Genomic DNA, 26,686 nt, shown 5'->3' on the forward strand with positions numbered 1-26,686 from the left:
AGATATTTATACAAGTAGGTAGAACAGGGATTTTAACTCCTGTTGCAGATTTAGTGCCAGTCAATATTGGCGGAGTGCTAGTCAGTAGAGCAAGCCTACATAACCAAGATGAGATAAAACGTAAAGACATAAGAGAAGGAGATGTTGTAACAATCAAAAGGTCAGGAGATGTGATTCCTCAGATTGTTAGAGTAGATAAAGGCTCTCGTCACACAGATACACCTGAATTTGTATTTCCTGAAGCATGCCCTGAATGCGGTAGTGAAGTACAGATTGAGGGGGCAGCAATAAGGTGCCCTGAGGAATTTACCTGTAGAGCTCAAATAATAGAAAAACTGAAGCATTTTGTATCGAAAGATGCATTTGACATTGTTGGCCTTGGCGAAAAGCAGATAAAGTTTTTTTATGACCTTGGTTTGGTAAAGCAAATCCCAGATATTTTTACCTTAGAAGAAAAATTAAATGAACTTAATCTAGAAGAACAGTCTGGCTGGGGTGAGAAATCAATAACTAATTTGTTAAATGCTATACAAAGCAGAAAGGTAATAACTCTAGACAGATTTATATTTTCTTTGGGTATTAGATTCATTGGCCAAGTTGCAGCAGAATTGCTTGCAAATTATTATGTCTCTTACGACAATTGGTATAGTTCGATGATCAAACTGCTACCAAATGATGCTAAGATAGATACAGATAGTGCAGAGAAGAAAGAAGCCAAATCTTTTAGCAATGAGCTGGTAGGTATAGATGGCATAGGAGAAAAAGCGGCTAAATCTTTGGAATCATTTTTTTCTAAGGAACATAACATCAAAATGTTAAATGATCTTACCACATGTCTTAAAGTTCTGCCTTTCAGCTCCAACTCTAGCGATTCTATTTTGAATAACAAAGTTATAGTGTTTACCGGCAAATTACTTACTATGAGTAGAGGGGAGGCAAAAGTAAGAGCTAAGGCTCTAGGAGCAAAAATCAGCTCAAATCTTTCTGCTAAAACTGACTACCTCATTGCAGGAGAAGGTCCAGGATCCAAATATAAAAAGGCAGTAGAATTAGGTATAGAAATTTTAGATGAAGAGCAGTGGTACAAAATGATAAATTAGGAAATGTTTAAATTATCATACCTTTGAGATAATGTGTAGCCTTTTTAGGACACCTTGTCTATCTCATTCCACCATCTCACTGAACGGGTACATAAAAACTATCCCATAAAACATGAATCTTTCATATGAGCGTGACAAATTGCTATAGCAAGAGCATCAGCAGCATGGTGACATTTTATATCTGAATTTTTAACTATCTGTTTTACCATAAATATAACTTGATCTTTGTTAGCATGACCATTTCCAGTAATGCTTTTCTTCATATAGTTTGCATCATATTCATTTATAGTTAACCCTGCTATCTCCAATGATAAAATTACAACCCCTCTAGCATATCCTAAAATTAGCGAAGACTTAGGACTCTTATTAACGAAAATTTTCTCCACCGCAGCTTCACTTGGAGAATACAAAGAAATTACTTTTCTTAATTGTCCGAAAATTATGTACAGACGTTCACCTATGCTGAGCTTGCTGTCAGTTGATATGGTACCACTTTCCAGAAACTCAATATTACTTTTCTCACTCAGATTGATAATAGCCCATCCAGTTTTACTTATTCCCGGATCGAGACCTATTATTTTAACCACCTAAAAAACACTCAGCCAATAAATAAATACAAACAAAAATATCCAGACTGCATCTACAAAGTGCCAATACCAGGAAGCAAATTCAAAGCATAAATGGTCTTGAGGTGTAAATTGATTTTTCCGAGCCCTGAACAAACATACTGATAAAAATATTATTCCTATTATAACGTGTGCGCAGTGAAACCCGGTAATCATATAAAAATTGGACGCATAGATCAGCTTTTCTCCTGTTTCTTGTAGAGAAAAACTCGCCTCATGATACTCCATAGCTTGCACCATTATAAAAAATACCCCAAGCAATATAGTCGTTAATAGCATTTTAATCATGCTCTTTTTATCATTTTCGAGTAGAGAGTGATGTGCCCAGTTAATAGTTGTACCAGAGAGCAATAATATTAACGTGTTCATAAACGGTAATGACCAAGGGTCGGGTGGCAAAATTCCTTCAGGAGGCCATTCAACCCTTTTTGTAGGAGAAAATGCTTCAAATGAAAAAACTGGGCTAAGCCAGGCTTTAAAGAATGAACAAAAGAACGCTATAAAAAATACAACTTCTGAAAAGATAAATAAGTACATTGCAACCTTAAGTCCATTTTTTACAACGTCAGTATGGCATTTATCATAAATGGCTTCTTTTATTACGTCCCTCCACCAATAAAATAATACCCATGATACCGCAGATATTCCTGAAATTAAACTAAGTATTCCAAAAACCTGTTTATGGAGGGTGCCAACTAACCCAAGCGCAAGAATAAGAATTGCCGCTGATATAACAATTGGCCAAGGACTTGGGTCCACTAAATGAAAATCATGTTCTTTACTTTTCATACCATCTTCAAAAATATGTATTAAGCATACAAATTAGCTCAAAATTGTCAATGTTCCTCAGGCACTTGATTGAATTTTGAAACATTATACGCACTGTTCCAAAAGTCCAACTCAAATTGTGCACTGATTCTAAATAATTCAAGCATTCTGCTCCTTTCATTTCCCCCTACTTTTTGGCAATATTCATCAACAATATTCTCTAAAGCGATGCACCCAGACTCTACTAAACTACCGCAATAAAAATCAAACCAATCTTTATATCTGTTATTTTTCTTGATCTTACTCTTCATACTATCAATAACAACCTTATATATAAAATGGCAGGAGTATAAAATTGTTATAGCTTCATAAGTGTCGTTATATGAGGTAGACAAAAGAAAATTGGTGAAATTGAAGCATTCAAGGGACTTTTCTCCACGATTTATGGAATACACAGCAAAGTAGTGGTTATATAAAACTCTCATAATGGCCATTGCTCCCTGAGCCACTTCTATGAGTGGGGTAATGTTGTTACAATTTTCTACCTTGGACGTAGTGATTAAAACGGTACGAATATAATCACTCAAGAATAAGGCATCTTGTTGAACATAGAATTTGAAGCTCTCTATGCTTAGAGTATTATTTGCCAATTCAACATTAAAAGGATGTTCAATCATGTCCTTTAAAAGATTTGATCCATAGTAACTCTTAATTATGCCACTGAACACTATAATACCATCAAGACCAAGATGTAAGCAACTTTCCACTAACACGCTTTTACCATAGGTGTATTAAAGTAATACACCTCATCCCAAAACACTAACTCTAGCTCCAGCCCTCTCTTAAAAAACTCACTCATTCTTTTCTTCTCGTATTCACCAGCTTTTTTATATAGCTTATTTATAATATTGGTAACCTCATAAATTGCAGCATCCATTGTTTTGCTATTATAAATGTCGATCCACCCTTCGTACTTGTTATTTTTAACCTCCCTAGATGTTATTTTATTCATCATATGATGCACAACGATTTGGTATATATTGAAGCAGGGGTAAGATGCTGCTAAAGCCTCAGCAACAGAATTATGATATGCAGCACACATGAAAAAGTCAGTAAAGGCAGAACAAGTCCTTGATTTCTTGTGATTATCAGACAAATCACAATCTTCAAAATATTTTTTATATTGTTTTCGAACATCAAATGTTCCCCTTGCTACATTGATTAAACTATTCATTATTTCAACGTCATTCACTTTAGCTGCAATAACCAACAAAGCACGAGTGCAGTCTACTAAATATAAGAAATCCTGCTGAAGATAAAATTTAAATTTTTCATAATCTAGCGTACTGTTCATTAGCTCAACATTGAAAGGATGTTCTTTTATTTTTTCAATAAGATCGGACGATTCTCTTACAACTATATCGTAGAATTTCTCTTTTATTCTGTTACACATTTTGTGAGCCCCCATAAATATGAAAATTATTACTAATATAGTATAATTATTATGAAAAGCTAATTATACTTTAACAATAGGTTAGTATATCAGTATTAAGCTATAAATCAAAAACTTTAGCAGTCTAAAGAAATTTTTTTGTTGTTCCCCATATTAAACTTCCTACAAAAAACATCAGATAAATCTATGTTTTCCCAAGAGAACCCACCATCTTCTTCTGATTCCTTACCAAAGTGTCCATAACAGGCTGTACGTTTATATACAGGACGGTTAAGCGATAAATGTTTGATGATGCCTTTAGTTGATAAATCTATGTTATCTTCGATAAGCTTTTTAATTCTCTTCCCATCTACCGTATTTGTACCAAATGTATCAATGTAGAATGAGGTAGGTTTTGATACACCAATTGCATAAGAAAGCTGCACAAGACATCGCTCGGCTAAACCTGCAAAGACAATATTTTTAGCAAGATACCTTGCCATATAAGCTGCAGATCTATCAACCTTTGTTGCGTCTTTTCCAGAAAACGCTCCCCCACCATGCGGAATATATCCCCCATAAGTATCAACCATGATTTTTCGTCCGGTTAATCCACAATCACCAACTGGTCCACCAATAACAAACCTACCAGTTGGATTGACCAAGAGATTTTCCTCAGAACACATCCACCCTTTAGGTAAAGATGAAACTATGCAAGGGTAAATTATTTCCTTTACTTTTAATTGATCCAGATCTTCAGGGTGCTGTATTGAAACGATAATACTCTCAGTACGTACTGGCAGATTATTCTCATACGCTAAGGTAATTTGCGATTTTGCGTCTGGACCAAGTTTTGCTTCTTTAGCTATACTCATGATATTTTTTAAAATCAAGTGTGCATAAAAAATGGGCGCTGGCATGAGACTCTTTGTCTCTGTTGTTGCATAACCATACATAATGCCCTGATCTCCGGCACCTCGATTTACCCCTATTGCAATGTCATTTGATTGTTTATGCAACAATATATTTACTTTCACTCTTCTCCAGTGGAAACCATTGTGTTCGTAACCAATATCTTTTATTGTACTGCGTACAATATTCTCAATCCTGCTATTTACGATGTTAGGCCCAAACACTTCTCCCGCTATAATAACGTTATCTTTAGTAACTAAAGTCTCTATTGCGGTTCGCGAGAAAGGATCAGTAAAAAGGTACTCGTCAAGTATTGCATCTGAAATTTGATCCGCTACTTTGTCTGGATGACCAGCTGCAACTGATTCACTGGTGACTAAATTTTTATATAAACTCATGCTTTAGGCTTCTGCTCATACAATATTAAAGTTGTTATAGAAAATCTAGCTAGCAATTACTAAATGGTGGGCCTGAGAAGAGTTGAACTTCTGACCTCACGCTTATCAGACGTGCGCTCTAACCACCTGAGCTACAGACCCCCTAAGCTGAAATTTGTATATTATCCGCAGGCAAGATATCTATAAAAGTCTTTTTATTTACTGACTTTCTAAATTTGACCCAGCCTTCCACTTTAGCAAAAATTGTATGATCTTTACCCATACCGACATTCCTTCCAGGGTGAAATTTTGTACCTCTTTGACGGACAATTATGTTACCAGGAATAACTTTTCCGTTCTTTTTTACCCCTAACCTACGACCTGCGGAATCTCTACCATTACAGGAACTACCACCTGATTTTTTAGTTGCCATACCCTACCCCTTACTTTTAAAGATTAATTTCATTGATACGAAGAACAGTTATATATTGCCTATGGCCAGTTTTCCTACGATAATTCTTTCTTTTCTTCTTTTTAAAAATTATAATTTTCTTCCCTCTACGTTGTTCAAGCACTTCAGCTTTAACAGTAGCATTAGGTGAATAAGATAAACCGTTGTTTAAAAGGCAAACTACCTTGTCAATCTCCACCTCCTTTCCTTCCTCAGCTTCCAGTTTTTCTACTTTTATTACACTACCTTTTTTTACTAGATACTGCTTCCCACCTGTTTCAATCACCGCAAACATAACAAATATACGCTTTCACTGTTAACTTTAATCGTAAAGGATGTCATATATGCTGTCAAGACAAATAATTTTCCTCCTCTCAAGCTACATTAAACACCTTCAGCAGACACAGGAACTGCACCATGAGTTAAAAGCAACTTCACAAGATCCCTATAATAAAAATCAGTGGCATAATGTAATGCTGTCATTCTTTTGTTGTTTTTAGCGTTAACGTCCGAATTGTCTGTCAGTAGCATCATAGCTATATCAACGTTTTCCATCACAACAGCAAGGTGGAGTGAAGTATTGCCATCTTCATTTTTAGCATTAACATCATCACCTTTTTTGAGGAAATATTCTGTTATAGTTAGAGCTTTTACACAAAGCAGAGTAGTGTGTGGAGTTCTACCACATCTATCTAGCATTAATATAAACACCTTATATTGATCACATACTCCACGATTCTCAGGTTTTGTCCAAGAACGGCAAAGTGTAGCAGTTTTATGTTACCAGAATCAATGTCATCACCCTTACTGATAAGATACTTCAATATATCTAATTCTCCACTATAAGCAGCTTCATGTAACGGAGTAACACAATCTTTATTCTTAGCGTTAACAACACAATTTAATCTACCTAATTGCATGTCTTCTATATTTGTTAATATGAGCTTAACTGACTCATAATCACCACTTTCAGCAAGCGAATGTAATGGCATACACTCTCGTATACTATAAGTGAAATTAAAATAAAAGTTACCGATCAACTTATCGTGCTTATTTGCATACCCCCAAACAGATACAACAATATAATCTCCGAGTATGTAATCAGCGTTTATCAGTTTTATAGTCTCCCTTAAGACCTCTTCCTCTCGACTTTCTTTTTCTAATTTTAATTCAGTCACTTTTTGCACTAGTCTGTGAATGTTTGCTACTCCTACTTCTAAGTCAATCATTGAATATCCATCGAGTAACTTAACAGCATTCCACATCCTCTTTTCGCTGTTCACTAATAACTTTAAAAAGATTTCCTCTATTTGTATCTTTAATTCCGCTGGTATGTGAACGCTTGCCTTTTTCCTTTTTGAGTCAATCAACGGATATTTACTGAGTAATTCAAGAATGTCAGACAACTTTGCTTTATCATATATTAGCTTTAAAAAGACCTCTTTTACACGGATACTACTAGGGGCAAAACAGCCATTACTTCCAGAATATCCAAATTCTTTTTGTTTTATAGCTTCAATTGTAACATTCCAGGTTGTCAAAATTATCTTATTATACCGAACTCTCTTACTATGTTTTTCTTCATTCTCCTCTTCCTCGTCGTGCAGCCATCTTTTTAGTAGGCTTTCTGTTTCTGCAAATAATTTCTCCGCTTGCTACCTATATTTTTTTAAGTGCTCACTTATCCCAAATTCTCCTTAAGGTGCTAACTCCTCGTTTTAGTTGTGAATATATGCAACTGTTTGCCCTAAAGCCAACGGAAGATACTGTAATTCTTTGTTAGTTCTCTTATTTTTTCATCCTGTAAATTATTTACTATGTTCAAAGCCTTTTTAACAAATTCCAAAGCTTCCGTTTCATCAAGTACGCCTAACCTTATTACTTCTATTCTTCCTTTCTCATATTCTACTCCTTCCACTCCCGATTTTGTGTCATGAGAAGTAATTAAAACATAAGATTTCTTACAGTCACGAAAAGAGAGTGGAAAAATTTACTAACATCTTTGTATCCTTGAGCATTGTCAAAAATAAAAAACTTTCTACATCCTAAAAATACTTATATATGTCTCTAACGATAGACTTGATTCCCTCTTCTGTAATAGAAATTTTTGGACTTTCAAGCAATCTCTTATTTAATTCCTTAGCTAATCCTTATAAATGATTCTTCTAGGCTACTTTGTGTTTCAGCATTTATCCATATATTGCTATTATGATCTTTTCCATATTCATAAGCGTATTTCCTAGCTAACTTACTTTTTCCTATTCCCCCAAAGACCACCAATAACAACTATTTGTGATACTTCCGCTTGCTCATCTACAGTTTTATGGAACCCTTTGTATATCCTTTGTAATCCACTTCTTCTTCCAGTAAATGTTCTAACTGGATACCTCATATTAAACCAAATAGGTTCTTTATGAAAATGTGCTTGTTGAGTATCGTCCGAAGCTAACTTTCCTCCCATCATGCTGTCAAGCCTTTCCTTTATTTCCCTTAACATCAGTTTCATCCTGCTGAAAGTACTAGCCAAGTGCTCTACTTTTTCGAAAAATCCTCTCCCTTTTTGTTGAAAGGAAACGTCCTTCTCTATCCTTTATCCAACCCAATGCCATCATAAAAAACGCATAGTAAGCAAATTCATTGTCACCAAAGTACTTAAACCTTCTGGCCAAGTTATCACTTATCTCATTTTTGATTAACTTTTCTAGCTCAGCACTATTAGGCGAATTTACTACAAACACTAGTTCATTTAAAAAGTCTCTTATCTCTTTATCACTTACTTCGCTACCTTTAGCACTTATTCCTTGCTTTAAGTATTGAACAATACTATTATGTAAGTCTCTAAGCTTATATTTTACACTATTGCCTATATTCAGAAACTCACCCTGTGTTTCTATTTTTTCAACTATAACTCCTTTGCCTGCTAGACCTTCATGGTAAAAATCAGCATTTATAACAATAAAAAAATCTTTTATCTTATTTTTAAACTCTTCATTGCCTTGAATTTCTAAAAAGGCAGCAAAGTGTTTTACCAAGTTAAGTCTACCACTTTTTGTTAATAAGTCACCTATACAGATCTTTTTACTGTCGTCTTAATTTATGCTTAACTTGTATAAGCATATATACTGTTGTCCCATTTTGCTCATACTGGAAAACAATATCATCAAAACTCGTAGCTGATTCCATTTCTGTAACTAAGCGGAAAGGATATTTTCTGTCCACTGCAGGTTTGAGAAATAGCATTAGCTACCTTAGTTGGTAGATATCACCATGAAAAGACCGTTTTTTTTCCAAAGCAAGATAATATTCAGATATACTCAATCTAACATAATCTTAAAAATAGTATCAGCAAATAGTAAAAAAGTAATAAATATTGATATACAGATATCTTAGCGTGAACTTGGAAATACTACAAGATGTGTGTCAAAACAAATCCTCTCAGGCTGAATTAAATGCCTCAGGTAGAGGCCGTCCATAAATACCGAATTGACCTTACCCAAAAAAAAGGTACACATATTGAGCAAAAATGGGCTGATAAGTTGGACTTGAGTTATGTTAAACAGTATACGGACGGAATGGGATTCGAACCCATGGTACGCTCATCACGTACATCAGTTTTCAAGACTGGTGCCTTAAACCACTCGGCCATCCGTCCACTTCTTTTTTATCACAACATCTGATTCCAAGCAATCTATAAAAATTTCACTTGCCCACACAGAAATTATTGAATATATCATCCAATACTTCTTCAACACTAATAACCCCAGTTACTGCACCAAGTTCAATTGCTGCAAGCCTTAAGTCTTCAGATATTAGTTCAATTGGATTGTCTATATTAAAACGCTGTAAATGTTCTATAGCTCTCTGCATACAATTTCTATATCTTTGCCGAGTAATCAGAGGAGCGTTTCTATTGCAGCCCAATTTTTCCTCTACTTTTTCTTTAATCATAGAGATCAGCCTATCTGTACCTATTCCTTTTAAAATAGAAATAGGTAAAAAATCTATGTTGTTAATTTTTATGTTGTGATTATCGTTAGCGTCATCAGCTTTACTCAGCACATAAATGGTGTCGCTATTAACACTGCAATCGATATTGTGACACTGTTTAAAAGGAAATAATTCTATTCTTAAATCAGCTTCACAAGACTTTTTTCTCGCACGACTTATGCCTTCTGATTCTACCGGATCTGAGCTCTCACGAATTCCGGCAGTATCAGAAAGGATGATCGGGTATCCGTTGATGTCAATATGAGCTTCAAGTACGTCCCTTGTTGTGCCTGCATATTCAGAAACAATAGCAATATCGCGTTTGGCAAGAAAATTAAATAGCGTTGATTTACCAACATTTGGTTTGCCAGTTATTACAATATGTAAACCCTCACGCAATCTTTCACCACATCTATTATCATCTAGGTGATCTTGTATTGACTGCACGAGAACTTGCACTTCATTACTGACTTTTTCTAGCTCGTTTCTTTCTGTTATAACATCCTCTGGAAAGTCTATATATGCTTCGATTTTAGATTGCATTTCTATCAATTTCTGTCTCCAACCATTATATAACCTTTCTAATTCTCCTGACATCTGCCTGATTGCTTGCTTAGCTTGCATTTTTGTTTCGGCATCAATCAAGTCGGCAATTCCTTCTATCTGTGTTAAACCAAACTTGCCATTTAGAAAGGCTCTAAGTGAGAATTCTCCAGGCTTAGCCATGAAAAAGACTTTTGATAATTCCTCCAAGATAATCTTTATAACTGCTTTACTTCCATGTATTTGCAACTCTATAACATCTTCACCGGTAAAGCTGTTTGGAGCAGGAAAATAAATGACTATTCCATTGTCGATTAATTGACCTGAATCATCATATAGATCAACTAAAGTGGCAAACCTAGGTTTGATGTCTTTTGTAACATGAAAATGATTTAAAGCCTTAAGCGCCCGACTACCTGAAATCCTGATTATTGCAACCCCTGACTTACCAAATACAGTTGATAAAGCGAAAATAGTTTCACCTGTGCTCGTCATACATAAGCTAGTTTATTTCTCAACAATGCTACACTTAAGAAACCAAAATACCTAATTTGAAAGCGCTCAAAATTTTTATTCATTTTACTAATTTGTATTAACATAGCACTACTGTATTAATAAATCAAGGATATATATGAATATATTAAATAAAAAAAATTACAAAAGTCACCTATTAGCTAGTATTGACTTAATATTTATCATAGAATTAATTACTAACTAAATAATCTTGCTTATGCGTAAAATACTAATTTTATTATTGATAATATTGCCAATTAAGTTGCTTGCGGTTGAAATTGAAATTATTGCAGATGTAAATGGTGAACCAATTTCAAATTTAGATATTGAAAAACGCGTTAATCTGATAAATTCACTGTTTCACACTCAAAATGGGAAGGAACTAAGGCTTCAAATTCTGAGGCAGCTAATAGACGAAATTATCATTATTAATGAGGCGCAAAGGCTAAATATAAAATTGAGTAATGAAGAGTTAAATGATGCCGTTGTGTCATTTCTAACCCAAAGCTTTAAAATTAAGGATGATGAGATTGATCAATATATAAAAGAACATAATATAGACCTTAGCATCTTAAAAAAACAAATAAAATGTCAGCTTTTGTATGGCAAAATTGTTGAAATGAGAATCGTGCCGTTTATCAATATAAGCGATAAGGAAGTAAACGATGCAAAAGGGCAAATAGAGAAGCCAGATTATCTGATCACGTTCCAAGAGTTCATAGTTTCTGGCCAAGAGGGCGAGAATATTTATAGCATAGCTGAAGATTTGGCGAAAAAATTACGCGATAGCAATAACGACTTTATTCCAGAACCTCCAATAAAGATGCGTAAAGCAACAGTTAATTTGAATCAATTGAAAGGCAACCTCAAGAGTGCTTTAGAAGGATTAGAAACTGGTGACATAGCAGGTCCAGTAAGTCTTAGCAAAGGTTACTCCATTGTAAAAGTAACAGATAAAGTACAACTCGATCATGCACTACTGGAAAGCACTTTAAAATTAAAACAGGTAGTAGTTAAAAGCTCTGAAAGCTCATTAGATGATCTCAAAGAGCAGAAAGTCAATTGTTTAAATTTTGATAAGTTGGCAGATAATCTTAAGTTGCCAAATGCAAAAGAATTTGAAATAAGGATGCGGGATTTAAACCCTGACTTACAGGCCTTGTTTAGTAAAACAGGGATGAATGAAATAGTAGAATTCAGGGAAAATAGCACTGCCAGGTTAATGATGTTGTGCGATATCAAAAGCAATACTGCAGACACAAAAGCTATTAAACATCAGATATACCAACAAAAGATTATGATACAAAGCAACTTGCTACTGAATGATATGCGTAAAAATACAGCTGTCAGTTATCGATATAGTTAACTGAAACTAGAACTTTCGAGCGGATATATCATTAGATCCTTGCATAACCAATTTATGGTAAGGAATTTTTAGGAGAAACACGGATGAACACTGCAAAATACTTGAAGTATCTGAAGAGCGTAAGCAAGTTTTAACGCAGAAATTACCATCAGAAGGCAGGCTATTCAAGAGATCTATTTTGCAAGTACACAGTTTTGCCGGATACAATAGTACGCACTACATATCCTTTTGCCTTGCACCCATCGAAAGGAGAATTTTTCGATTTACTAGCGAAGTTGTCAATTTTTATTTCCCATTCGTAATTTAGATCAACCAAAATTAAGTCTGCAGCAAGGTTTTTTTGTATACGACCGCGTGGCACGTGTATTATATCCGCAGGTTTGCATGTCAATTTTGCAAATACGTCAAACAGGCTCATTTGCCCACTGTGATAAAGTTCAAGTGAAAGAGGCAGCATCGTCTCAAGGCCTACGATACCAAATGCAGCGTTCTCAAGTGGCAGATCTTTGGAACTACGATCATGTGGCGCGTGATCAGTTGCAATGCAATCAATCACACCTGTTTTTAAACCTTCAATCATAGCCAATCGATCTTCTTTGGTGCGAAGTGGCGGATTCATTTTTGCAACTGCTCCATGTTGTTTTACTATGTCCTCAGTTAAAGTGAAGTGATGAGGTGTTACTTCGCATGTAACATTCAGTCCTAAGTCTTTTGCACGCTTAATAGCGTCGAGTGAATCTTTTGCAGAAACGTGTAAAACGTGATAGTGCACGTTTTCCATATCTTTCATGAGCAGTATATCGCGACTTACCATGACCGATTCTGATGCACTTAAAATTCCCTTTATTCCCAATTCCTCAGAAATCTTACCTTCATTGATTGCACCGCCTGCTGATAAATTTAAATCTTCCGCATGCTGAGCAATAGGAACACCCAGCATACTTGAATAAAGTAGCGCCTGTCTCATAATCATTGGATTCATAACTGGCATACCATCATCAGTAAACCCAACTGCACCTGCTTCCTTTAAAAGTGCCATTTCAGTCAACTTTTCTTCTGGAGTGGTGATTTTAGCGTAAAATTCAACGTTTACATATGAAGTTTCAAGCGCTCTATATTTCAAATACTTAGTCAAAACAACGCTATCAATTGCTGGAGCAGTGTTAGGTTGACAAACCACAGTCGTAACACCTCCTGCAGCTGCAGATTTGCTACCTGTATGTATAGTTTCCTTATGCTCCTGACCTGGTTCACGAAAATGCGCGTGAATGTCAATAAGGCCTGGCATGAGAACGAATCCTCCACAGTCTATTGTCTCATCAATCCCACTTGGAACTCCATTTGAAAATAACGACTCACTAAAATCAACGATTTTATTTCCTTCAGTTAGCAGTGAACCTTTTATATCGAGTTTAGTTTCTGGATCGATAATTCGGGCATTTGTATATGCAATTTTGTAGCCCTCTCTCTGCCCTGTTTGCAATAAATTCCAAGTTTTAGTCATCAAATTGCAGTGTTGATTATGAAGTAAATCTAAAGTTTTTTTTTATAAAAAACAACCAAATTAAAATGCAAACTACGTAGCTAAAGATCTCTGGTTACCTTAATTCAGATCATGAGGTGTTACAAGTTATGTAACACCTTTACAATGAAGAGTGTTATAGATTCGCTAACAATTTATTATTTTGCCAATCTACTTGTAAATCATTCAATTTATCGCCTGCACTAAGTTTTGCACTTGGTGTATTTGATTCTAGGCTATTAGGTTTTGCATCCGTTGTATCTAACAAGCCCTTTTGCTTCTCCCTTTCACTCTTAATTCCCTGGTAGATGCAGAAGCCAATAAAACTAATCGCTGCTATAGCAACAACGCTGGCTACGATACAACAAGTCAGCATTATTTTTTCTTGATCTACTACTGTGTCTGTAAGTTTTTCTACTTTTTCCTCTACATATGCGAGTCTTTCTTGCAAGCGATTTAAGTGCTCTTGCATACTTTGAATCTGCTCAGCGTTGAATTGCTGGCCTTTTTGCAACTTCTCTAATCCGCTAAATGCGATTTGGATCTGCTCAGTGTTGAACTGCTGACCTTTTTGCAATTCTTTTAACACACTAAATGTCCTTTGAAACTGCTCAGCATCCATCTTTTGAAGTTTTTCTAGTGTCTCTATTGTCGATTCATTAGAACCGAAAAAAAAATCATGAAACCAATTTGTTGACATTTTTAATCCCTAGCTAATTAATATATTATAATTTTACATTCCCAATGGTTAAGTTATTATTAAATTAGCTGCTTATAAAATGTAAAGATCCTTACACCAGGAAAATCATTATGGCAAACCTTTGATCATAGATTTTCTGTTCCTGAGCAAAGTACTCACCTCCATTTTTAATAAAGTCAACATCACATGATTGAAACATGCTGTCTAATTCACGATTAAAAGTGAGCTGGACAATATTTTGCTCAAAGAAATAAGCTTTATCAAGCTTAGAATATAGTACTGCACACATCGTATTTTTATCAGGTCTAGCTTGGATTAGTTACTCAATCTTTTCTTTACCTAACTTTTCTTCAAATTTTGTCTTTATTTCATTCTGATTGAGTATATTCTGCTTATACTTATCATAGATTTTTTTCAATATTAAGTGAATTTATAACAGCAATTATGTCATTACCATTTTTATTCGCTAAAATTCCATCAGGAATTGTTATGTCACTTCCTGTACCTTTTTACTCATCATCCCTACAATAAAGTTTTTTCCTATGCTCTTTGTACTTATCGTTACTAATGCTATCGAGAGTATCAAAATCCATATAAATTACTCCTTCTTCGAGACCCCTTTTGCTCACATAGCATACAATAAGCTGCAATATACCGAAAGGTATCAATCTTAATTGCAAAGTGCGTTCTTTCCCCCCGGGTTCTTTGCTATACGTGTTATGAAAATAATCTTGAATGCTTATATCCTTTCCACTCTTAATCAATTTCTTTCTAACAAGGGCCATATTTATGGTCATGTAGATCTACAATATGTATTCCACCAACCCCTTTAAAATTATCCCTAAGTTCCTCGATTTGACCTGATTTAAATCCTGGTCCATTAACAAACAAAAAATATCTCTGCCCTCATTAGTTTCTTGTTTATGTTTGATTAATATATCCACATAGTTAAGTTCGCTGCTTTTACCACCTAGCAACGTTTTTCCAATGTCTTTTGGAATCCATGTTACAACGACTGCTGCTGTGTTGGGTAAAGTCTTTATTTTTTATCTATATTTATAAACTTTTAATAAAATCACTATGCTTTATAATATGTTAAAATTATTAATAATTATTGAATATTCAGGAGAAACAATAGGGATAGAGTCTAAAATAAATATTTTTTGTGTTGCATTATTAAATCATATTAATTAAACAATATTTTCATATGTAACACGTGTACCTTATAAATTTTTTGCACACACTGCGAGTAATGAAGTTTGAAATAAATATTTTTATGTTATATACTAAATTACATTAAAAAGATTAGTTGAGTAGGAGCAATCGATGGTGCAACAAGAAATGGTAACAATTAATGCAGAATTACGTGATGTAACAAAAACAAAAGCGATGTATTTTCTGAGAAAGAAAGGATATATTCCTGCAGTTATATACGGTAAAGGACATGATAATGTGAATTTAACATTGTCCGCAAAGGAATTCACGAAACAATATAAATCAGGTTCCCTTTCTGCACATGTGATAGAATTGAATATTTCAGGTAAAAAAGAATATGCTCTTATTCGTGATATTCAATGGCATGTAGTAAAGGATACTGTACAACATATCGATTTTCAATTTGTTGACAAAGGCAGTGAAGTTAAAATAGACATACCTTTATCATTTATAAATGAAAGCAAATCTCCAGGAATCAAACTAGGTGGAGTGCTTAACATTTTATGTCGTTCTATTACTGTTAAATGCTCTCCTGACAAAATACCTCAGGCTATAGAAGTTGATCTGTCTGGTAAAATGATCGGCCAGTCTATACACATAAATGATGTGAAATTGCCAGAAGGTGTTAAACTTGCAGCACATGAAGAAGAAAACTTCACTGTTGTTACAATTTCTACTGCCGATAGTAATGTTGAAGAACCTCAAGCAAAGACAGAGGAATAGTGTATCTGCTAGTTGGGCTTGGTAATCCAGGTAGCCAATATGAGCTCACTTATCACAATATTGGCTTCATCATTGTCGATGCAATTTGCAAATGTTGGAGTTTTCAGCCGTTCTTAAAAAAAGCTGATTACCTGATAACCTCTGGCATAATTAATGAAAGTAAAACTATGTTGCTAAAGCCTTATTCATTTATGAATAACTCAGGTATCTCTGTTGCAAAAGTACGAAACTTTTATAAATTTTCGCTAGATAATATTATTATTATACATGATGATGCTGATCTGGAGCTTGGAAGAATAAAAATAAAGAAGGGTGGCAGCTCTGCTGGACATAATGGACTTAAATCCATAGATAGTTTTATTGGTAATGATTATTGGCGCCTGAGATTCGGAATAGGAAGGCCCAATGATCAAAGAGAGCTAGCGGATTATGTATTGTCCAAATTCGCAAATTTTAACAGCGCCATCCACTTAGTAGAAAAAATAGCAAAAAACATACGCTTCATGCTGCAAGAAGATAACACAGCTTTTATTAGATCTCTTGCATAACCAATCTATGGTCACAGCTGTACGAACATTGTGCTATTAGGAGGATGTCATACCAGTGCTTGATACTGGCATCCAGGAATTTTATTAAGTTGGTGAGTATAAAAGCAGCTGTTTTATTTTTATGTTAAAATATGACGTTTCTGATGATTATAGAAAGGCTGGATCCCAGTGTCGGAACACTTAAGATTACATCGTCTGTTACGCAAATTATCTGCTAATTGCAATGTTCGTACAGCTGTGCATCACGCACTAGAATGACACCATCTATTATAAAACAAATGTTTGTTCATAAATTGCAACTAGCTATAAATGTTTAAGAAATCTATTAAATAAAAAAGGTAAAAGAAACCCTGGTGAGTATTTATTTTTGGTGTTGGCATTTTTATGTCTTAAACGCTGCAATTTAGCTGCTTTTAAACGCAACTAGTCTAAGCTATAATATTTAAGAAATTTGCCAAGCAGAAAAAAAAGACAATAAAACCCCAAGTTAGCTAGTTATTCCACTCTCTATTTTAAAATCCGGCGTTGGGTGATGTTCTAAACTACTTATAAGCGCGTTTCAGCTTGTATGGATAAAAACCCGAAATTTTAAAAAGACATGCAGTGCACATAGTGTGAAAAATTAAACAATAATACGCCGAATATAAGTTTTCTTGTCATTTTAAATCTGCACAGATTGGGAAGTCAAATAAATAGCTCCATTACTATGACAAGGGTGACGACGAAGGTTGTCAGGTAGTTTTTCAGTTTCTATGGCTAAAAAATCTAAATGTCATCCAGCTACCGCAAAGGTATTATGATGGACAAAAACAAATGCTTTTTGATAAATAAATGAACCTTGCATTTTACCTTAGTTATTGCTATTTTAAATAAAGAAATCGGGGCGTGGCGCAGTCTGGTAGCGCATTTGGTTTGGGACCAAAGGGCCGGGAGTTCAAATCTCTCCGCCCCGACTCTTTTATCAACACATGTCTTACAGATTTCTAAATAATTTTACAAGATACTGATTATCAGGTAATATAGGCGCAGTTTTTACTATGTCCATCATGGTTAAAGCCGTACAAATAAAAAGAACTGGAGAACCGGAAGTATTGGAATTTGTAGATAAAAGTACAAATGAGCCAAGAAGCGGGGAAGTTTTGGTAAGTCACACAGCTATCGGTTTAAATCGTTATGACTTAGAGCATAGAAAAGGCATCCGCAAAATTAAAAACCTGCCATCAGTGATTGGAGTAGAAGCAGTTGGAATTATTGAAAAGCTTGGCAAAAAAGTAAGCGGTGGCTTAGAAATTGGAGATAGAGTTGGATATTGTACAGCACCACCCGGAGCATATTGCGAAAAACGTACCATACACCAAAAATATCTGATAAAAATTCCAGACGAAATACCGGATGAAATTGTAGCAGCAGTGCTATTTAAAGGCATGGCAGCTCACTATCTGGTTAACCAGTCTTACAAAATAAAACCTGGCGCTGTTGTGCTCGTGCATGGAGCCAGTGGTGGTTTAGGACAGATAATATGCCAATGGGTAAAGGATAAAAAGGGGATGGTTATAGGTTCTGTAAGTTCTGATGAAAAAATGAAGATAGCTTTACAGAATGGCTGCATATACGCAGTAAATTACAATGATAAAGATTTTGTTTCTAAAATTATGGAGATTACACAAAATAAAGGAGTAGATGCAGTATATGACCCGATAGGCTATGCTACAAGCAAGCTTTCTTTTGAATCTTTAGGCAAGTTCGGCATGTATGTTTCCTATGGTCAGATATCAGGCAGCGCTCCGGTTAGCTTTTCTTTACTTAGCTCACGTTCGCTATTTGCCACAGGAACCTCGATATATCATTATAAGTATGACAGATTCACATTAGTGCTTACTGCAATGGAAATCTTTGAGATGATAAGGAAAAAACTTTTAACTGTGAGGATTAACAAAAAATATAAATTCAATGAAATAATAGAGGCTCATCGCGATATGGAAGATAGAAAAGTAAGTGGACTGAATATCATTAAAGTCTCTTGAATAAATCAGCAATTTCAATCAACTGCTCACTAGATTATGTTAAAGTCCATGCATGCGCAAAGTACCCGCAATCGCGCTGTAATGAATCCCTTACACAACCAATTTATGGTAAGGAATTTTTAGGAGAAGCACAGATGAGCACTGCAGAGTACTTGGAACATTTTAGAAGTGTAAGCAAATTTTGGCGCAAAATCAGAGAAAGCAGGTTATGTAAGAGATTTAGCTCCTCCTTCAATGATAATCCCTCTATGTTGCGTTATTGCACTCTGGAACTATACATCTAGGGCTTAGTGCTTATCGCATATTTAACTAATCTTTATTATAATTGCGAAAAACAACTTTAGCTTTTATGAAAACTGTATATGTATGTCAATCCTGCGGTCACAACACTGGTAGGTGGGTAGGAAGGTGCATTGCGTGTGATAATTGGGACACAGTTGTTGAAGAAATAGTCGTAAGAACAGAAGCGAAAAGTACATCTGTACCAATTTTAATAAAGGCATTATCGGATGATAAGTTTGCTACCCCGGATCGTCTTTTGACGTGAATAGAAGAGTTGGATAGAGTTTTTGATGGTGGTATTGTTAAAGGTCCAAGCATTTTAATTGGTGGCAAACCTGGAATTAGGGAATCTACCCTTTTACTCAGAATTGCAGCTAGCGTTGCACAACTTTCCTCCCTCGAGTGTTTTTAATGTATCCGGGGAGGAATCTTTGGAACAAGTGAGCCTCAGAGCAAAACGCCTTAAGATAAATAAGTCTAAAATTAAGCTTTTATCTACAGTGTCTTTAGCTGGTGTAGTTACAACGATAAGAGAAAATAGAAATATAAAATTCTTAATTATTAACTCCATACAAACGATGTATGATAGCGAAATTACATCAGCACCAGGGACTGTGAATCAGGTTCGCACTTGTGCCTATGAATTAACCATTCTTGCAAAACAACATGGTGCTTCCCTCTTAGTAGTTGATCATATAACTAAGGATGGACAAATAGCTGGACCTAAAACTTTGGAACATATGGTGGACACAGTGCTATATTTCGAAGGTGAAAATAGTAATCAATACCGCATTTTGCGTGCTATTAAAAACAGATTCGGCCCTGCAAATGAAATTGGTGCTTTCAAAATGTCTGAAGCAGGACTCGTGCCTATCGATAATCCATCATCATTATTTCTAGCAGGAAATATTGATGATAGAAGAGTTATCGGCAGTGCTGTATTCGCAGGAATTGAAGGTTCAAAACCAATTTTGATGGGAGTTCAAGCATTGATGGCGGGAACGAGCATGGAAAATCCAAAGAAGAGCAGTGGTTGGATGGGATATCAATCGATTAGCCATGATCATTGCAGTATTAAATGCTCGTTGTAAGATGTCTTTACACAAAAAAGAAGTGTATCTGAACATCGCGGGAGGACTGAAAATACGAGAGCCATCGGCTGATCTTGCTGTTGCTGCTTACCTTTTTCAAGCATAGTAAATTTACCACTGCCAACTTCTTTAATAATTTGTGGCGAAGTTGCACTTTTATGAGAGATTAGAAACATCTCACATGTTGACCTAAGGCTCAAAGAAGCACAAAAACTGGGGTTTAAAAAAGCAATTACGCCTAAAATGGAAACTATTCTTCCATGATATTGAGATAATTAAGCTTGGTCACATAAAGGAGTTAAGAGATATCTTCAATCACAGTTAAACAGCGCTTCAGCAAATTCTTTACTAGTAAACTCCCTAAGATCCTCTATACCCTCGCCAATTCCTATAGCATGCAGCTTTACCTTATAAGCTTCCGCAAGCCCAATCACTACTCCGCCCTTAGCAGTGCCATCTAGCTTAGTTACGATTAGCCCAGTAACATTCACCATTTTGCTAAATGCCTCTAGTTGGCTATAAGCGTTTTGGCCGGTGGTTGCATCGAGAACTAAAATAACATCATGAGGAGCAGCATCATCCAATTTCTTTATTGTTCTATATATTTTTGATAACTCCTCCATAAGGTTTACATTATTTTGAAGTCTGCCTGCTGTATCAATCAGAACAACATCAATGTTATCTTTTATAGCTTGACTTACAGCTCTATATGCTACACTTGCAGAGTCGCTACCATACTCTCCAGTGACAATGGAGCAACCAGAACGTCCTGCCCAGATATTTAACTGTTCACTAGCAGCAGCTCTGAATGTGTCACATGCAACAAGCATAATGGACTTTCCTATTTCCTTATATTTATACGCAAGCTTACCTATAGTTGTGGTTTTACCATTACCATTCACTCCGCATACCATTATTATATGTGGTTTTTTGTTTAAAATTAGCGCTTGCACAGCAGGGTCCAATATCGATTCTATTTCGCTTATTAGCTGCTGCATGATAATGTTATGCTCAACTTCCTTATCAAACTTGATGCTTGTGAGCCTGTCAATAATCAACTTAGAAGTTTTATGACCGATATCCATACTAATTAGCAACTCTTCTAGCTCATCCAAAAGCGACTGATCTAATTTTTTTTTGCCAGAAAAAATACTCTTTACCCCATCGCTAAAGTGTGAAGAAGTTTTTAACAGTCCTTTATAAAGGTTACTAAACAAACTCAAGCAAATACTCCTTTTAAAGTTGCAATGTAAAGAATGACATGTACTACATGAATTTGTAAAGTAAAATGCACTCAAAAACGGTATATTTTACTCATAAAATGCACGGTTTGCTAGTACATTTTACTTTAGTTTTAACCTAAATATGTTTATAATGTAAGTAGTGGTTTACGGGTAATTCTATGAGTTATAATGAGAAAATTTTAGATCATTATGAAAATCCAAGGAATTCTGGTTCTCTGGATAAAAATGATCCAAATGTTGGCACTGGCCTGGTGGGTGCACCATCATGTGGTGACGTTATGAAATTGCAAATAAAGGTCAATGACAAAGGTGTTATCGAGGATGCAAAATTTAAAACATTTGGTTGTGGTTCTGCTATCGCTTCGAGCTCCTTGCTTACAGAGATGATCAAAGGAAAAACTATTGAAGATGTAACAAAGATAAAAAATACTCAAATAGTGGAAGAGTTGTCTTTGCCTCCAGTGAAGATACACTGCTCGGTGCTTGCCGAAGACGCTATAAAAGCTGCTATTCATGATTACCAAAACAAACAAAAACAGCTATGAGTAAATACCAAGGAGTAAATGCTGCAAAGAAAGATAAAAAACTTATCACCATAACTGCAAATGCAGTGGAAAGGATAAGGTATTTATTGGATAAAAAACAGCATAATAACCTTGAGAAATCAGAAGAAGCAATAGGAATAAGAGTTCTAATTAAACAAAAGGGATGCTCTGGTTTAAAATATGATATTGAATACGCATATGATATCCGTCCTTTAGAGTCGGTAATTGAAGAAAGCTGCAGTGATGGCAAAAAAGTCAAGGTATTAATCGATCCAAAATCTGTCATGTTCATCCTTGGCTCTGAAATGGATTATGTAGAGGAAAAACTCTCATCGGGCTTTGTTTTTAAAAACCCTAATGAGAAAGGAAAATGTGGCTGTGGAGAGAGTTTTCATGTCTAGCAACTATTTTACATTGTTTGGAATCGAACTAGCTTTCAACATCAGCTTTGATGAGCTAGAGAAAAAATATATTGAGCTGAGTAGAACTGACATAAATGAAGGGCAGTCCAAAAATATGGAAAATATCAACAAAGCTTATCAAGTGCTCAAGTCCCCACTAAAACGTGCCGAGCATTTGCTGGATCTTTTTGGTGTGAAAAGCCAAAAGGGCTATCTAAATTCCGAGATATTAAATGAATCAATGAAAATAAGAGAGTATTTGCTAGACTGTGATAATCTACAATTTGCAAGTAGAATGATTGATGAAAAGGTAAAAGATTGCACTAAAAGCCTAATTAAAGCTTTCGCTGTAAGGAATTTTGATGAAGCCACTACGCAAGTTTTGAGATTGAAATATTTATATAAGTCATTTGAGGAGATGAAGAAAAATGCAGCCAATTCAAATTTCTGAACCAAATTCAAATGAAGCAGTGTTTGGTATAGACCTCGGTACTACCAATTCTTTAATTGCTATAGTGAATAAAGCTGGTGACGTGGAAATATTTAAAGATGAACAAGGGCGTGAGCTGCTGCCTTCTGCTCTTTCATATGAAAATAACATATTGAAAACCGGCTATGATGTTGACCAAAACGCCGTCTGCTCTATAAAACGCATAATGGGTAAAAGTGTCAAAGACTTGCACAAAGAAGGCGTTAATTTTGAAATAGACAACGAAAGTGAAAAAGTTATTAGGGTAAAATGCGCAGAGGATAAATATCTTACTCCTGTTGAAATATCTGCTGAGATATTGAAAGCTCTATGTGAGAGGGTAAAAAAGTCTATTGGAATAGAAGTAAAAAAAGCAGTGATTACTGTACCAGCTTACTTTGACGACTCAGCACGTAATGCAACCAAATATGCAGCGAAATTAGCTGGTATAGAAGTTCTTCGCCTCATTAATGAGCCAACTGCTGCAGCGCTTTCTTATTCGATTGAAAAAAACAACAGTAGTGGAATATACGCAGTTTATGATCTTGGCGGCGGGACATTTGATATTTCGATATCGAAATTACACCAAGGAGTGTTTCAAGTCCTTGCAGTTGGTGGTGATACCAAACTTGGCGGTGATGATTTTGATTACCTACTAAGTTCAATTGTACTTGATAAGTATAGAGAAAAGGCAGGTTTAAGCGAAGAGCACTCTGCTGTCATTTCAACACATAACGCTGATATACGTACTGTGAAAGAATACCTTAGCAGCAATGCTTTTGGCACTTTTGAATTCAACGTCGATGGCGAGTTGTTTAAGTGCAAAATTACCAAAGAAGAATTCGAGCAAGCAATCAGTCCCTTGGTTAACAAGACTATCAACATAGTCACTCGTACTATAGACGATATAGATCTTAAAATTGATGACATAAAAGGAGTAATTTTAGTTGGTGGTGCAACTAGAGTGCCATTAGTTCAAGACTCACTAGCCAAGCTCTTTGGAAATAAGGTACTGAATGATATAGATCCGGATAAGGCGATTGTTATTGGAGCAGCTTTGCAGGCTCATTATTTAACTTCAAACTCAAAAGATAGGAACATTCTTTTGGACGTTTTGCCTTTATCACTTGGCATAGAAACTATGGGAGGAATAGTTGAAAAAATCATACCAAGAAATACGCCATTGCCAGTTTCAGAAACAAAAGAGTTTACAACTTACTTCGATGGGCAAACGGCAATGAAAATTCACGTTTATCAGGGGGAACGTGAAATGATAGAAGATAACAAATCTCTAGCACAATTTGAGCTTGAGGGTATACCACCATTGTCTTCAGGTTCTGCAAGAGTTGAGATAGAGTTCACAGTTAATGTTGACGGGATATTGACTGTTACTGCACGAGAAAAAAACACTGGAATTGAGAAGATAGTTGAAGTAAATTCAAGTTCTGGTTTAAGTGAAGCCGATGTTCAAGATATAGTTAACCAGTCAATAGACAACTTTGATGAAGATATGAAGGCTCGTTCCCTTGCAGAAGCTAAAATTGATGGCAACAAACTCATACGTCTGATTGAAGGTAATAATAGTCTTTCCTCTGATCAAAGGTTAAAAAATCTACTGCAAAACGCAAAAAAAGCTTTACAAGGAAATGATTTGAGTGAAATCAATAATGCTATCGCTAAATTGGAAAACTCTTCCTTAGAGTTGTGTGAATTGACAAATAGGTAGAGTTTACACAGCCTTGTGCAATATCCTGTCAAATCTCAGTGCAACAGGTACTCTGAAATTAAATGGTAACCAATCAATCTTCCCCAATTTAAACGATAAACCAACTATGCTCACACGCCCAATTATGTTTTCCATTGGTACAAAACCAATTTCAGGAAATCTACTGTCAAAAGAATTATTTCTATTGTCTCCCATAACAAAAAATTGATCGTTAGGTACATAGTAAACTGGAGTATTATACGATAGTTTATTGGAAACATTATCTATCAAAATCTCATATTTTCTTCCATCTGGGAGTGTTTCTATATACCTTGGTATACTGCGACTTGATTCATAATCAAAAAAGCTTTCAATTTGCCTTCGCTTTACCTTCTGATCATTTAGGTATAATTCTCCCTCTATTATTTGCACTTTATCGCCTGGTATTCCTACTACTCGTTTAACAAACCTGATGCTATCGTTTTTTGTAGGTTTAAAAACTATTATGTCACCACGCTCTGGAGGGATATAAAAGATCCTGCCGCTGAAAATATTAGGAGAGAATGGAAAGGAGTGCTTACCGTAACCATATGAATATTTACTGGTAAAAATATAATCTCCTTCAAGCAGAGTGCTTTTCATCGAACCAGAAGGGATATGAAATGGCTCGAATAAAAAACTACGTATTGATAGCGCAATCAGCAGCAAAAAAAACAGTGAAGATAAAAATCTTCCTGTTCTTGTTACCCAGTTTCCTCTTAATTCTTCTAACTTTTCCAACTTTGTTTTTCTTATAAATTTAAGCTTATTATAACACATAAAAGCAGTAATATGAAATTTTACTCGTAGGCGTTGTTTCTATACCGCTTGTTCCTTGAGAATTTCTTAATATGGTGATTATATTATACGCTAAAGCTAGCCATATTAGCTTACTTTCACTAAATTTATGTATGAACTAATTTGCCTAGTTTTGTTGCAACAATTTCAAGCCACTACTTTCACAATCTTATTTTTACTCAGCTTGTTCTCGCAAATATAGGTACTTTTTGTGATTTTGGTAAAAGTCAATATTTAAAATTTTTGTGGCGCTGATTTGTAGTATGTTTCTATTGAATTATTTTTTCTATGCGTATTGTTGACTCAACTGCAGCAAGTCAAGGCAAATAATGATAAGTTTATATAAAATATAAAGAAGTACACAAATCTTAACTTTCTTACAAAAGTGTACAATAATCAAATCATATTATCATTTTTTAATTTAGTAAGAGGTAAGTATGGGTTTAACATTGGAATAGTGAGATCAGATACTAAATATGGTAGAGTCCAACAACTCAAGTGATATACTTGAACAAATAAAGGTAGAATTACTAAAACAAGACAAAAATACATACGAACAGTGGAAGCAGGAAAACTTTAGTGAAACCTACCTATTCGACGTGCTGTTTATAGACGGTCGGCTTTGTTTTAAGTGTACATTGTTATGTTTAGCTGCTTTAAGTGGCTGCTTAGGCATAGCTAAATACTTTGTAGACGAAAAAAATGTTGATATTAACCAAGCAAGTAATGACGGCCGCACTGCTTTACATTTGGCTGCTTTAAAATGGCCACTCAGATACAGTTAAATACTCTGCAGAGAAAGGTGCTGATGTTTGTAAAAAAGATAATTGCGGCTTAGCTGCTTTAGGTCCGGCCAAAAACAGTGGCAAGACGGATGTAGTGAAATTCCTATCAAATAAAGAGACCAAAGGAAATAAGTTGCCTATTATAACTGCTTGCACTGGTTTATTGTTAGGCTTAGGCATAGCCTATCTTATAGGTGCTGCTGCCTTAACTTCTGTTGTTGCTGTTATTGCAGTATTTGTTGCAGCTATAGTAGTTGGTGCGTTGGTAGGTTACGGTATTGGAGGATTTTGTGAAAAGATGAATGAAGAAAGGCAAAAAGATCGTCATATGAGTATAGGTACTGCAATTAAGAATGTCATTACCCCTGAATGTTTGAAATCACAGGAAATTCATCCGTGAAGAAGGTGTTCCTGTACCTAGGCACGATTCCATTTGCCGCTTTTGTACCCGTCCAGCGGAGTGGTGAAACGAGATAGACAAGATACTCTAAAAGGTTAATCATAGAGTAAAAGTGAGTTC

General features: G+C 35.3%; 30 protein-coding genes, 3 tRNA genes and 1 pseudogene. 13 read left to right on the forward strand and 21 right to left on the reverse strand.

The genetic code is table 11. The annotated features are described in order from the left end of the window. Positions 1-1,100, forward strand: a 1,100-nt coding sequence (gene ligA, locus IHO40_RS00400) for an NAD-dependent DNA ligase LigA (protein WP_225536226.1), incomplete at its 5' end; no start/stop codon positions are given. Between the two features lie 98 nt (positions 1,101-1,198). On the opposite strand, the gene ruvC is transcribed toward ligA, so the two are convergent. The 15 genes from ruvC to mnmE form a co-directional block, all read right to left on the reverse strand. Then, complete coding sequence (ruvC, locus tag IHO40_RS00405) at positions 1,199-1,687, reverse strand: crossover junction endodeoxyribonuclease RuvC (protein WP_225536227.1); 489 nt, start codon at positions 1,685-1,687, stop codon at positions 1,199-1,201. Further along, the gene (locus IHO40_RS00410) at positions 1,688-2,515 is read right to left on the reverse strand and encodes a cytochrome c oxidase subunit 3 (RefSeq protein WP_225536228.1); all 828 of its coding nucleotides are present in this window, start codon (positions 2,513-2,515) and stop codon (positions 1,688-1,690) included. It lies immediately after the preceding gene. A 47-nt stretch (positions 2,516-2,562) separates the two neighbouring features. Further along, entirely contained in the window at positions 2,563-3,261 is a 699-nt protein-coding gene (locus tag IHO40_RS00415; RefSeq protein ID WP_225536229.1) for a TenA family protein, read from the reverse strand. Further along, on the reverse strand, positions 3,261-3,947 hold the full coding sequence (locus IHO40_RS00420) for a TenA family protein (protein WP_225536230.1): 687 nt from the start codon (positions 3,945-3,947) through the stop codon (positions 3,261-3,263). Before IHO40_RS00420 ends, IHO40_RS00415 begins: the two co-directional genes overlap by 1 nt. 116 nt (positions 3,948-4,063) lie before the next feature. After that, the gene (gene metK / locus IHO40_RS00425) at positions 4,064-5,236 is read right to left on the reverse strand and encodes a methionine adenosyltransferase (protein WP_225536231.1); all 1,173 of its coding nucleotides are present in this window, start codon (positions 5,234-5,236) and stop codon (positions 4,064-4,066) included. A gap of 64 nt (positions 5,237-5,300) precedes the next feature. Further along, positions 5,301-5,377 (reverse strand) — tRNA-Ile (locus IHO40_RS00430). Position 5,378: 1 nt separating this feature from the next. Continuing rightward, positions 5,379-5,648 (reverse strand): 50S ribosomal protein L27, encoded by a 270-nt coding sequence (gene rpmA, locus IHO40_RS00435; protein ID WP_225536232.1) that lies wholly within the window; start codon positions 5,646-5,648, stop codon positions 5,379-5,381. Between the two features lie 16 nt (positions 5,649-5,664). Further along, positions 5,665-5,961: a 50S ribosomal protein L21 gene (gene rplU, locus IHO40_RS00440; protein WP_225536233.1), complete on the reverse strand. Its 297-nt coding sequence runs from the start codon at positions 5,959-5,961 to the stop codon at positions 5,665-5,667. Positions 5,962-6,050: 89 nt separating this feature from the next. Then, the gene (locus tag IHO40_RS00445) at positions 6,051-6,365 is read right to left on the reverse strand and encodes an ankyrin repeat domain-containing protein (protein ID WP_225536234.1); all 315 of its coding nucleotides are present in this window, start codon (positions 6,363-6,365) and stop codon (positions 6,051-6,053) included. Next, positions 6,365-7,207 carry an ankyrin repeat domain-containing protein gene (locus IHO40_RS00450; protein WP_225536235.1) on the reverse strand — a complete coding sequence of 281 codons (843 nt, stop codon included), beginning with the start codon at positions 7,205-7,207 and terminating at the stop codon, positions 6,365-6,367. The genes IHO40_RS00445 and IHO40_RS00450 overlap by 1 nt, the downstream gene beginning before the upstream one ends. 206 nt (positions 7,208-7,413) lie before the next feature. Further along, on the reverse strand, positions 7,414-7,584 hold the full coding sequence (locus IHO40_RS00455) for a hypothetical protein (RefSeq protein WP_225536236.1): 171 nt from the start codon (positions 7,582-7,584) through the stop codon (positions 7,414-7,416). A 330-nt stretch (positions 7,585-7,914) separates the two neighbouring features. Next, the gene (locus IHO40_RS00460) at positions 7,915-8,163 is read right to left on the reverse strand and encodes a hypothetical protein (RefSeq protein WP_225536237.1); all 249 of its coding nucleotides are present in this window, start codon (positions 8,161-8,163) and stop codon (positions 7,915-7,917) included. 22 nt (positions 8,164-8,185) lie between these two features. Next, positions 8,186-8,698, reverse strand: coding sequence for a hypothetical protein (locus IHO40_RS00465; protein WP_225536239.1), 513 nt, complete (start codon positions 8,696-8,698; stop codon positions 8,186-8,188). 532 nt (positions 8,699-9,230) lie between these two features. After that, positions 9,231-9,318 (reverse strand) — tRNA-Ser (locus IHO40_RS00470). 47 nt (positions 9,319-9,365) lie between these two features. Beyond that, entirely contained in the window at positions 9,366-10,691 is a 1,326-nt protein-coding gene (gene mnmE, locus IHO40_RS00475) for a tRNA uridine-5-carboxymethylaminomethyl(34) synthesis GTPase MnmE (protein ID WP_225536240.1), read from the reverse strand. Positions 10,692-10,926: 235 nt separating this feature from the next. Here mnmE and IHO40_RS06215 point away from each other — a divergent pair, with 235 nt between their 5' ends. Continuing rightward, positions 10,927-12,075, forward strand: coding sequence for a SurA N-terminal domain-containing protein (locus IHO40_RS06215; RefSeq protein WP_255585917.1), 1,149 nt, complete (start codon positions 10,927-10,929; stop codon positions 12,073-12,075). A 160-nt stretch (positions 12,076-12,235) separates the two neighbouring features. On the opposite strand, the gene IHO40_RS00490 is transcribed toward IHO40_RS06215, so the two are convergent. The 4 genes from IHO40_RS00490 to IHO40_RS00505 form a co-directional block, all read right to left on the reverse strand. Next, positions 12,236-13,579 carry a dihydroorotase gene (locus IHO40_RS00490; protein WP_225536243.1) on the reverse strand — a complete coding sequence of 448 codons (1,344 nt, stop codon included), beginning with the start codon at positions 13,577-13,579 and terminating at the stop codon, positions 12,236-12,238. A gap of 154 nt (positions 13,580-13,733) precedes the next feature. Further along, on the reverse strand, positions 13,734-14,297 hold the full coding sequence (locus IHO40_RS00495; protein ID WP_225536244.1) for a hypothetical protein: 564 nt from the start codon (positions 14,295-14,297) through the stop codon (positions 13,734-13,736). A 91-nt stretch (positions 14,298-14,388) separates the two neighbouring features. Then, entirely contained in the window at positions 14,389-14,586 is a 198-nt protein-coding gene (locus IHO40_RS00500; RefSeq protein ID WP_225536245.1) for a hypothetical protein, read from the reverse strand. Positions 14,587-14,806: 220 nt separating this feature from the next. Further along, positions 14,807-15,082 (reverse strand): hypothetical protein, encoded by a 276-nt coding sequence (locus IHO40_RS00505; RefSeq protein WP_225536246.1) that lies wholly within the window; start codon positions 15,080-15,082, stop codon positions 14,807-14,809. 541 nt (positions 15,083-15,623) lie between these two features. Between IHO40_RS00505 and IHO40_RS00510 the strand changes: the two genes are divergently transcribed. The 5 genes and pseudogenes from IHO40_RS00510 (at position 15,624) to radA (ending at position 20,505) form a co-directional block, all read left to right on the forward strand. Continuing rightward, entirely contained in the window at positions 15,624-16,235 is a 612-nt protein-coding gene (locus IHO40_RS00510) for a 50S ribosomal protein L25/general stress protein Ctc (RefSeq protein WP_225536247.1), read from the forward strand. Beyond that, positions 16,235-16,783: an aminoacyl-tRNA hydrolase gene (gene pth / locus IHO40_RS00515; RefSeq protein WP_225536249.1), complete on the forward strand. Its 549-nt coding sequence runs from the start codon at positions 16,235-16,237 to the stop codon at positions 16,781-16,783. Before IHO40_RS00510 ends, pth begins: the two co-directional genes overlap by 1 nt. A gap of 879 nt (positions 16,784-17,662) precedes the next feature. Then, positions 17,663-17,736 (forward strand) — tRNA-Pro (locus IHO40_RS00520). A 93-nt stretch (positions 17,737-17,829) separates the two neighbouring features. Next, entirely contained in the window at positions 17,830-18,807 is a 978-nt protein-coding gene (locus tag IHO40_RS00525; RefSeq protein ID WP_225536268.1) for a quinone oxidoreductase family protein, read from the forward strand. A gap of 349 nt (positions 18,808-19,156) precedes the next feature. Further along, a pseudogene (gene radA, locus IHO40_RS05950) lies at positions 19,157-20,505 on the forward strand (DNA repair protein RadA). On the opposite strand, the gene ftsY reads toward radA, so the two are convergent. Then, entirely contained in the window at positions 20,492-21,403 is a 912-nt protein-coding gene (ftsY, locus tag IHO40_RS00540; protein WP_225536252.1) for a signal recognition particle-docking protein FtsY, read from the reverse strand. The pseudogene radA and the gene ftsY overlap by 14 nt on opposite strands. A gap of 179 nt (positions 21,404-21,582) precedes the next feature. On the opposite strand from ftsY, the gene iscU reads away from it, so the two are divergent. The 4 genes from iscU to hscA are packed head-to-tail and all read left to right on the forward strand — an operon-like array spanning position 21,583 to position 24,565. Beyond that, positions 21,583-21,969, forward strand: coding sequence for a Fe-S cluster assembly scaffold IscU (gene iscU, locus IHO40_RS00545; RefSeq protein ID WP_225536253.1), 387 nt, complete (start codon positions 21,583-21,585; stop codon positions 21,967-21,969). Next, positions 21,966-22,370: a HesB/IscA family protein gene (locus tag IHO40_RS00550; protein ID WP_225536254.1), complete on the forward strand. Its 405-nt coding sequence runs from the start codon at positions 21,966-21,968 to the stop codon at positions 22,368-22,370. Before iscU ends, IHO40_RS00550 begins: the two co-directional genes overlap by 4 nt. Beyond that, positions 22,363-22,821: an iron-sulfur cluster co-chaperone HscB C-terminal domain-containing protein gene (locus IHO40_RS00555; protein WP_225536255.1), complete on the forward strand. Its 459-nt coding sequence runs from the start codon at positions 22,363-22,365 to the stop codon at positions 22,819-22,821. Before IHO40_RS00550 ends, IHO40_RS00555 begins: the two co-directional genes overlap by 8 nt. Further along, on the forward strand, positions 22,799-24,565 hold the full coding sequence (gene hscA / locus IHO40_RS00560; protein ID WP_225536256.1) for a Fe-S protein assembly chaperone HscA: 1,767 nt from the start codon (positions 22,799-22,801) through the stop codon (positions 24,563-24,565). The genes IHO40_RS00555 and hscA overlap by 23 nt, the downstream gene beginning before the upstream one ends. A 3-nt stretch (positions 24,566-24,568) precedes the next feature. On the opposite strand, the gene lepB is transcribed toward hscA, so the two are convergent. Beyond that, entirely contained in the window at positions 24,569-25,363 is a 795-nt protein-coding gene (lepB, locus tag IHO40_RS00565; protein ID WP_225536257.1) for a signal peptidase I, read from the reverse strand. A gap of 494 nt (positions 25,364-25,857) precedes the next feature. On the opposite strand from lepB, the gene IHO40_RS00570 reads away from it, so the two are divergent. Both IHO40_RS00570 and IHO40_RS00575 read left to right on the forward strand, forming a co-directional pair. Then, on the forward strand, positions 25,858-26,166 hold the full coding sequence (locus tag IHO40_RS00570; protein WP_225536258.1) for an ankyrin repeat domain-containing protein: 309 nt from the start codon (positions 25,858-25,860) through the stop codon (positions 26,164-26,166). 94 nt (positions 26,167-26,260) lie between these two features. Next, positions 26,261-26,566, forward strand: coding sequence for a hypothetical protein (locus IHO40_RS00575; protein WP_225536259.1), 306 nt, complete (start codon positions 26,261-26,263; stop codon positions 26,564-26,566). Positions 26,567-26,686: the final 120 nt, after the last annotated feature.

Source organism: Wolbachia endosymbiont of Mansonella ozzardi (genome assembly GCF_020278625.1).
Taxonomy (GTDB): Bacteria; Pseudomonadota; Alphaproteobacteria; order Rickettsiales; family Anaplasmataceae; genus Wolbachia.

Coding starts and splice junctions, on each gene's coding strand:
- IHO40_RS00490 (WP_225536243.1), bottom strand. CDS start 13,579: ATGACTAAAACTTGGAATTTATTGCAAACAGGGCAGAGAGAGGGCTAC.
- IHO40_RS00510 (WP_225536247.1), top strand. CDS start 15,624: ATGGTGCAACAAGAAATGGTAACAATTAATGCAGAATTACGTGATGTA.
- metK (WP_225536231.1), bottom strand. CDS start 5,236: ATGAGTTTATATAAAAATTTAGTCACCAGTGAATCAGTTGCAGCTGGT.
- rpmA (WP_225536232.1), bottom strand. CDS start 5,648: ATGGCAACTAAAAAATCAGGTGGTAGTTCCTGTAATGGTAGAGATTCC.
- IHO40_RS00495 (WP_225536244.1), bottom strand. CDS start 14,297: ATGTCAACAAATTGGTTTCATGATTTTTTTTTCGGTTCTAATGAATCG.
- IHO40_RS00420 (WP_225536230.1), bottom strand. CDS start 3,947: ATGTGTAACAGAATAAAAGAGAAATTCTACGATATAGTTGTAAGAGAA.
- mnmE (WP_225536240.1), bottom strand. CDS start 10,691: ATGACGAGCACAGGTGAAACTATTTTCGCTTTATCAACTGTATTTGGT.
- IHO40_RS00525 (WP_225536268.1), top strand. CDS start 17,830: ATGGTTAAAGCCGTACAAATAAAAAGAACTGGAGAACCGGAAGTATTG.
- hscA (WP_225536256.1), top strand. CDS start 22,799: ATGCAGCCAATTCAAATTTCTGAACCAAATTCAAATGAAGCAGTGTTT.
- IHO40_RS00460 (WP_225536237.1), bottom strand. CDS start 8,163: ATGTTAAGGGAAATAAAGGAAAGGCTTGACAGCATGATGGGAGGAAAG.
- IHO40_RS06215 (WP_255585917.1), top strand. CDS start 10,927: ATGCGTAAAATACTAATTTTATTATTGATAATATTGCCAATTAAGTTG.
- IHO40_RS00505 (WP_225536246.1), bottom strand. CDS start 15,082: ATGGCCCTTGTTAGAAAGAAATTGATTAAGAGTGGAAAGGATATAAGC.
- IHO40_RS00550 (WP_225536254.1), top strand. CDS start 21,966: ATGAGTAAATACCAAGGAGTAAATGCTGCAAAGAAAGATAAAAAACTT.
- IHO40_RS00570 (WP_225536258.1), top strand. CDS start 25,858: ATGGTAGAGTCCAACAACTCAAGTGATATACTTGAACAAATAAAGGTA.
- IHO40_RS00555 (WP_225536255.1), top strand. CDS start 22,363: ATGTCTAGCAACTATTTTACATTGTTTGGAATCGAACTAGCTTTCAAC.
- IHO40_RS00500 (WP_225536245.1), bottom strand. CDS start 14,586: ATGTGTGCAGTACTATATTCTAAGCTTGATAAAGCTTATTTCTTTGAG.
- rplU (WP_225536233.1), bottom strand. CDS start 5,961: ATGTTTGCGGTGATTGAAACAGGTGGGAAGCAGTATCTAGTAAAAAAA.
- iscU (WP_225536253.1), top strand. CDS start 21,583: ATGAGTTATAATGAGAAAATTTTAGATCATTATGAAAATCCAAGGAAT.
- IHO40_RS00445 (WP_225536234.1), bottom strand. CDS start 6,365: ATGCTAGATAGATGTGGTAGAACTCCACACACTACTCTGCTTTGTGTA.
- lepB (WP_225536257.1), bottom strand. CDS start 25,363: ATGTGTTATAATAAGCTTAAATTTATAAGAAAAACAAAGTTGGAAAAG.
- IHO40_RS00410 (WP_225536228.1), bottom strand. CDS start 2,515: ATGAAAAGTAAAGAACATGATTTTCATTTAGTGGACCCAAGTCCTTGG.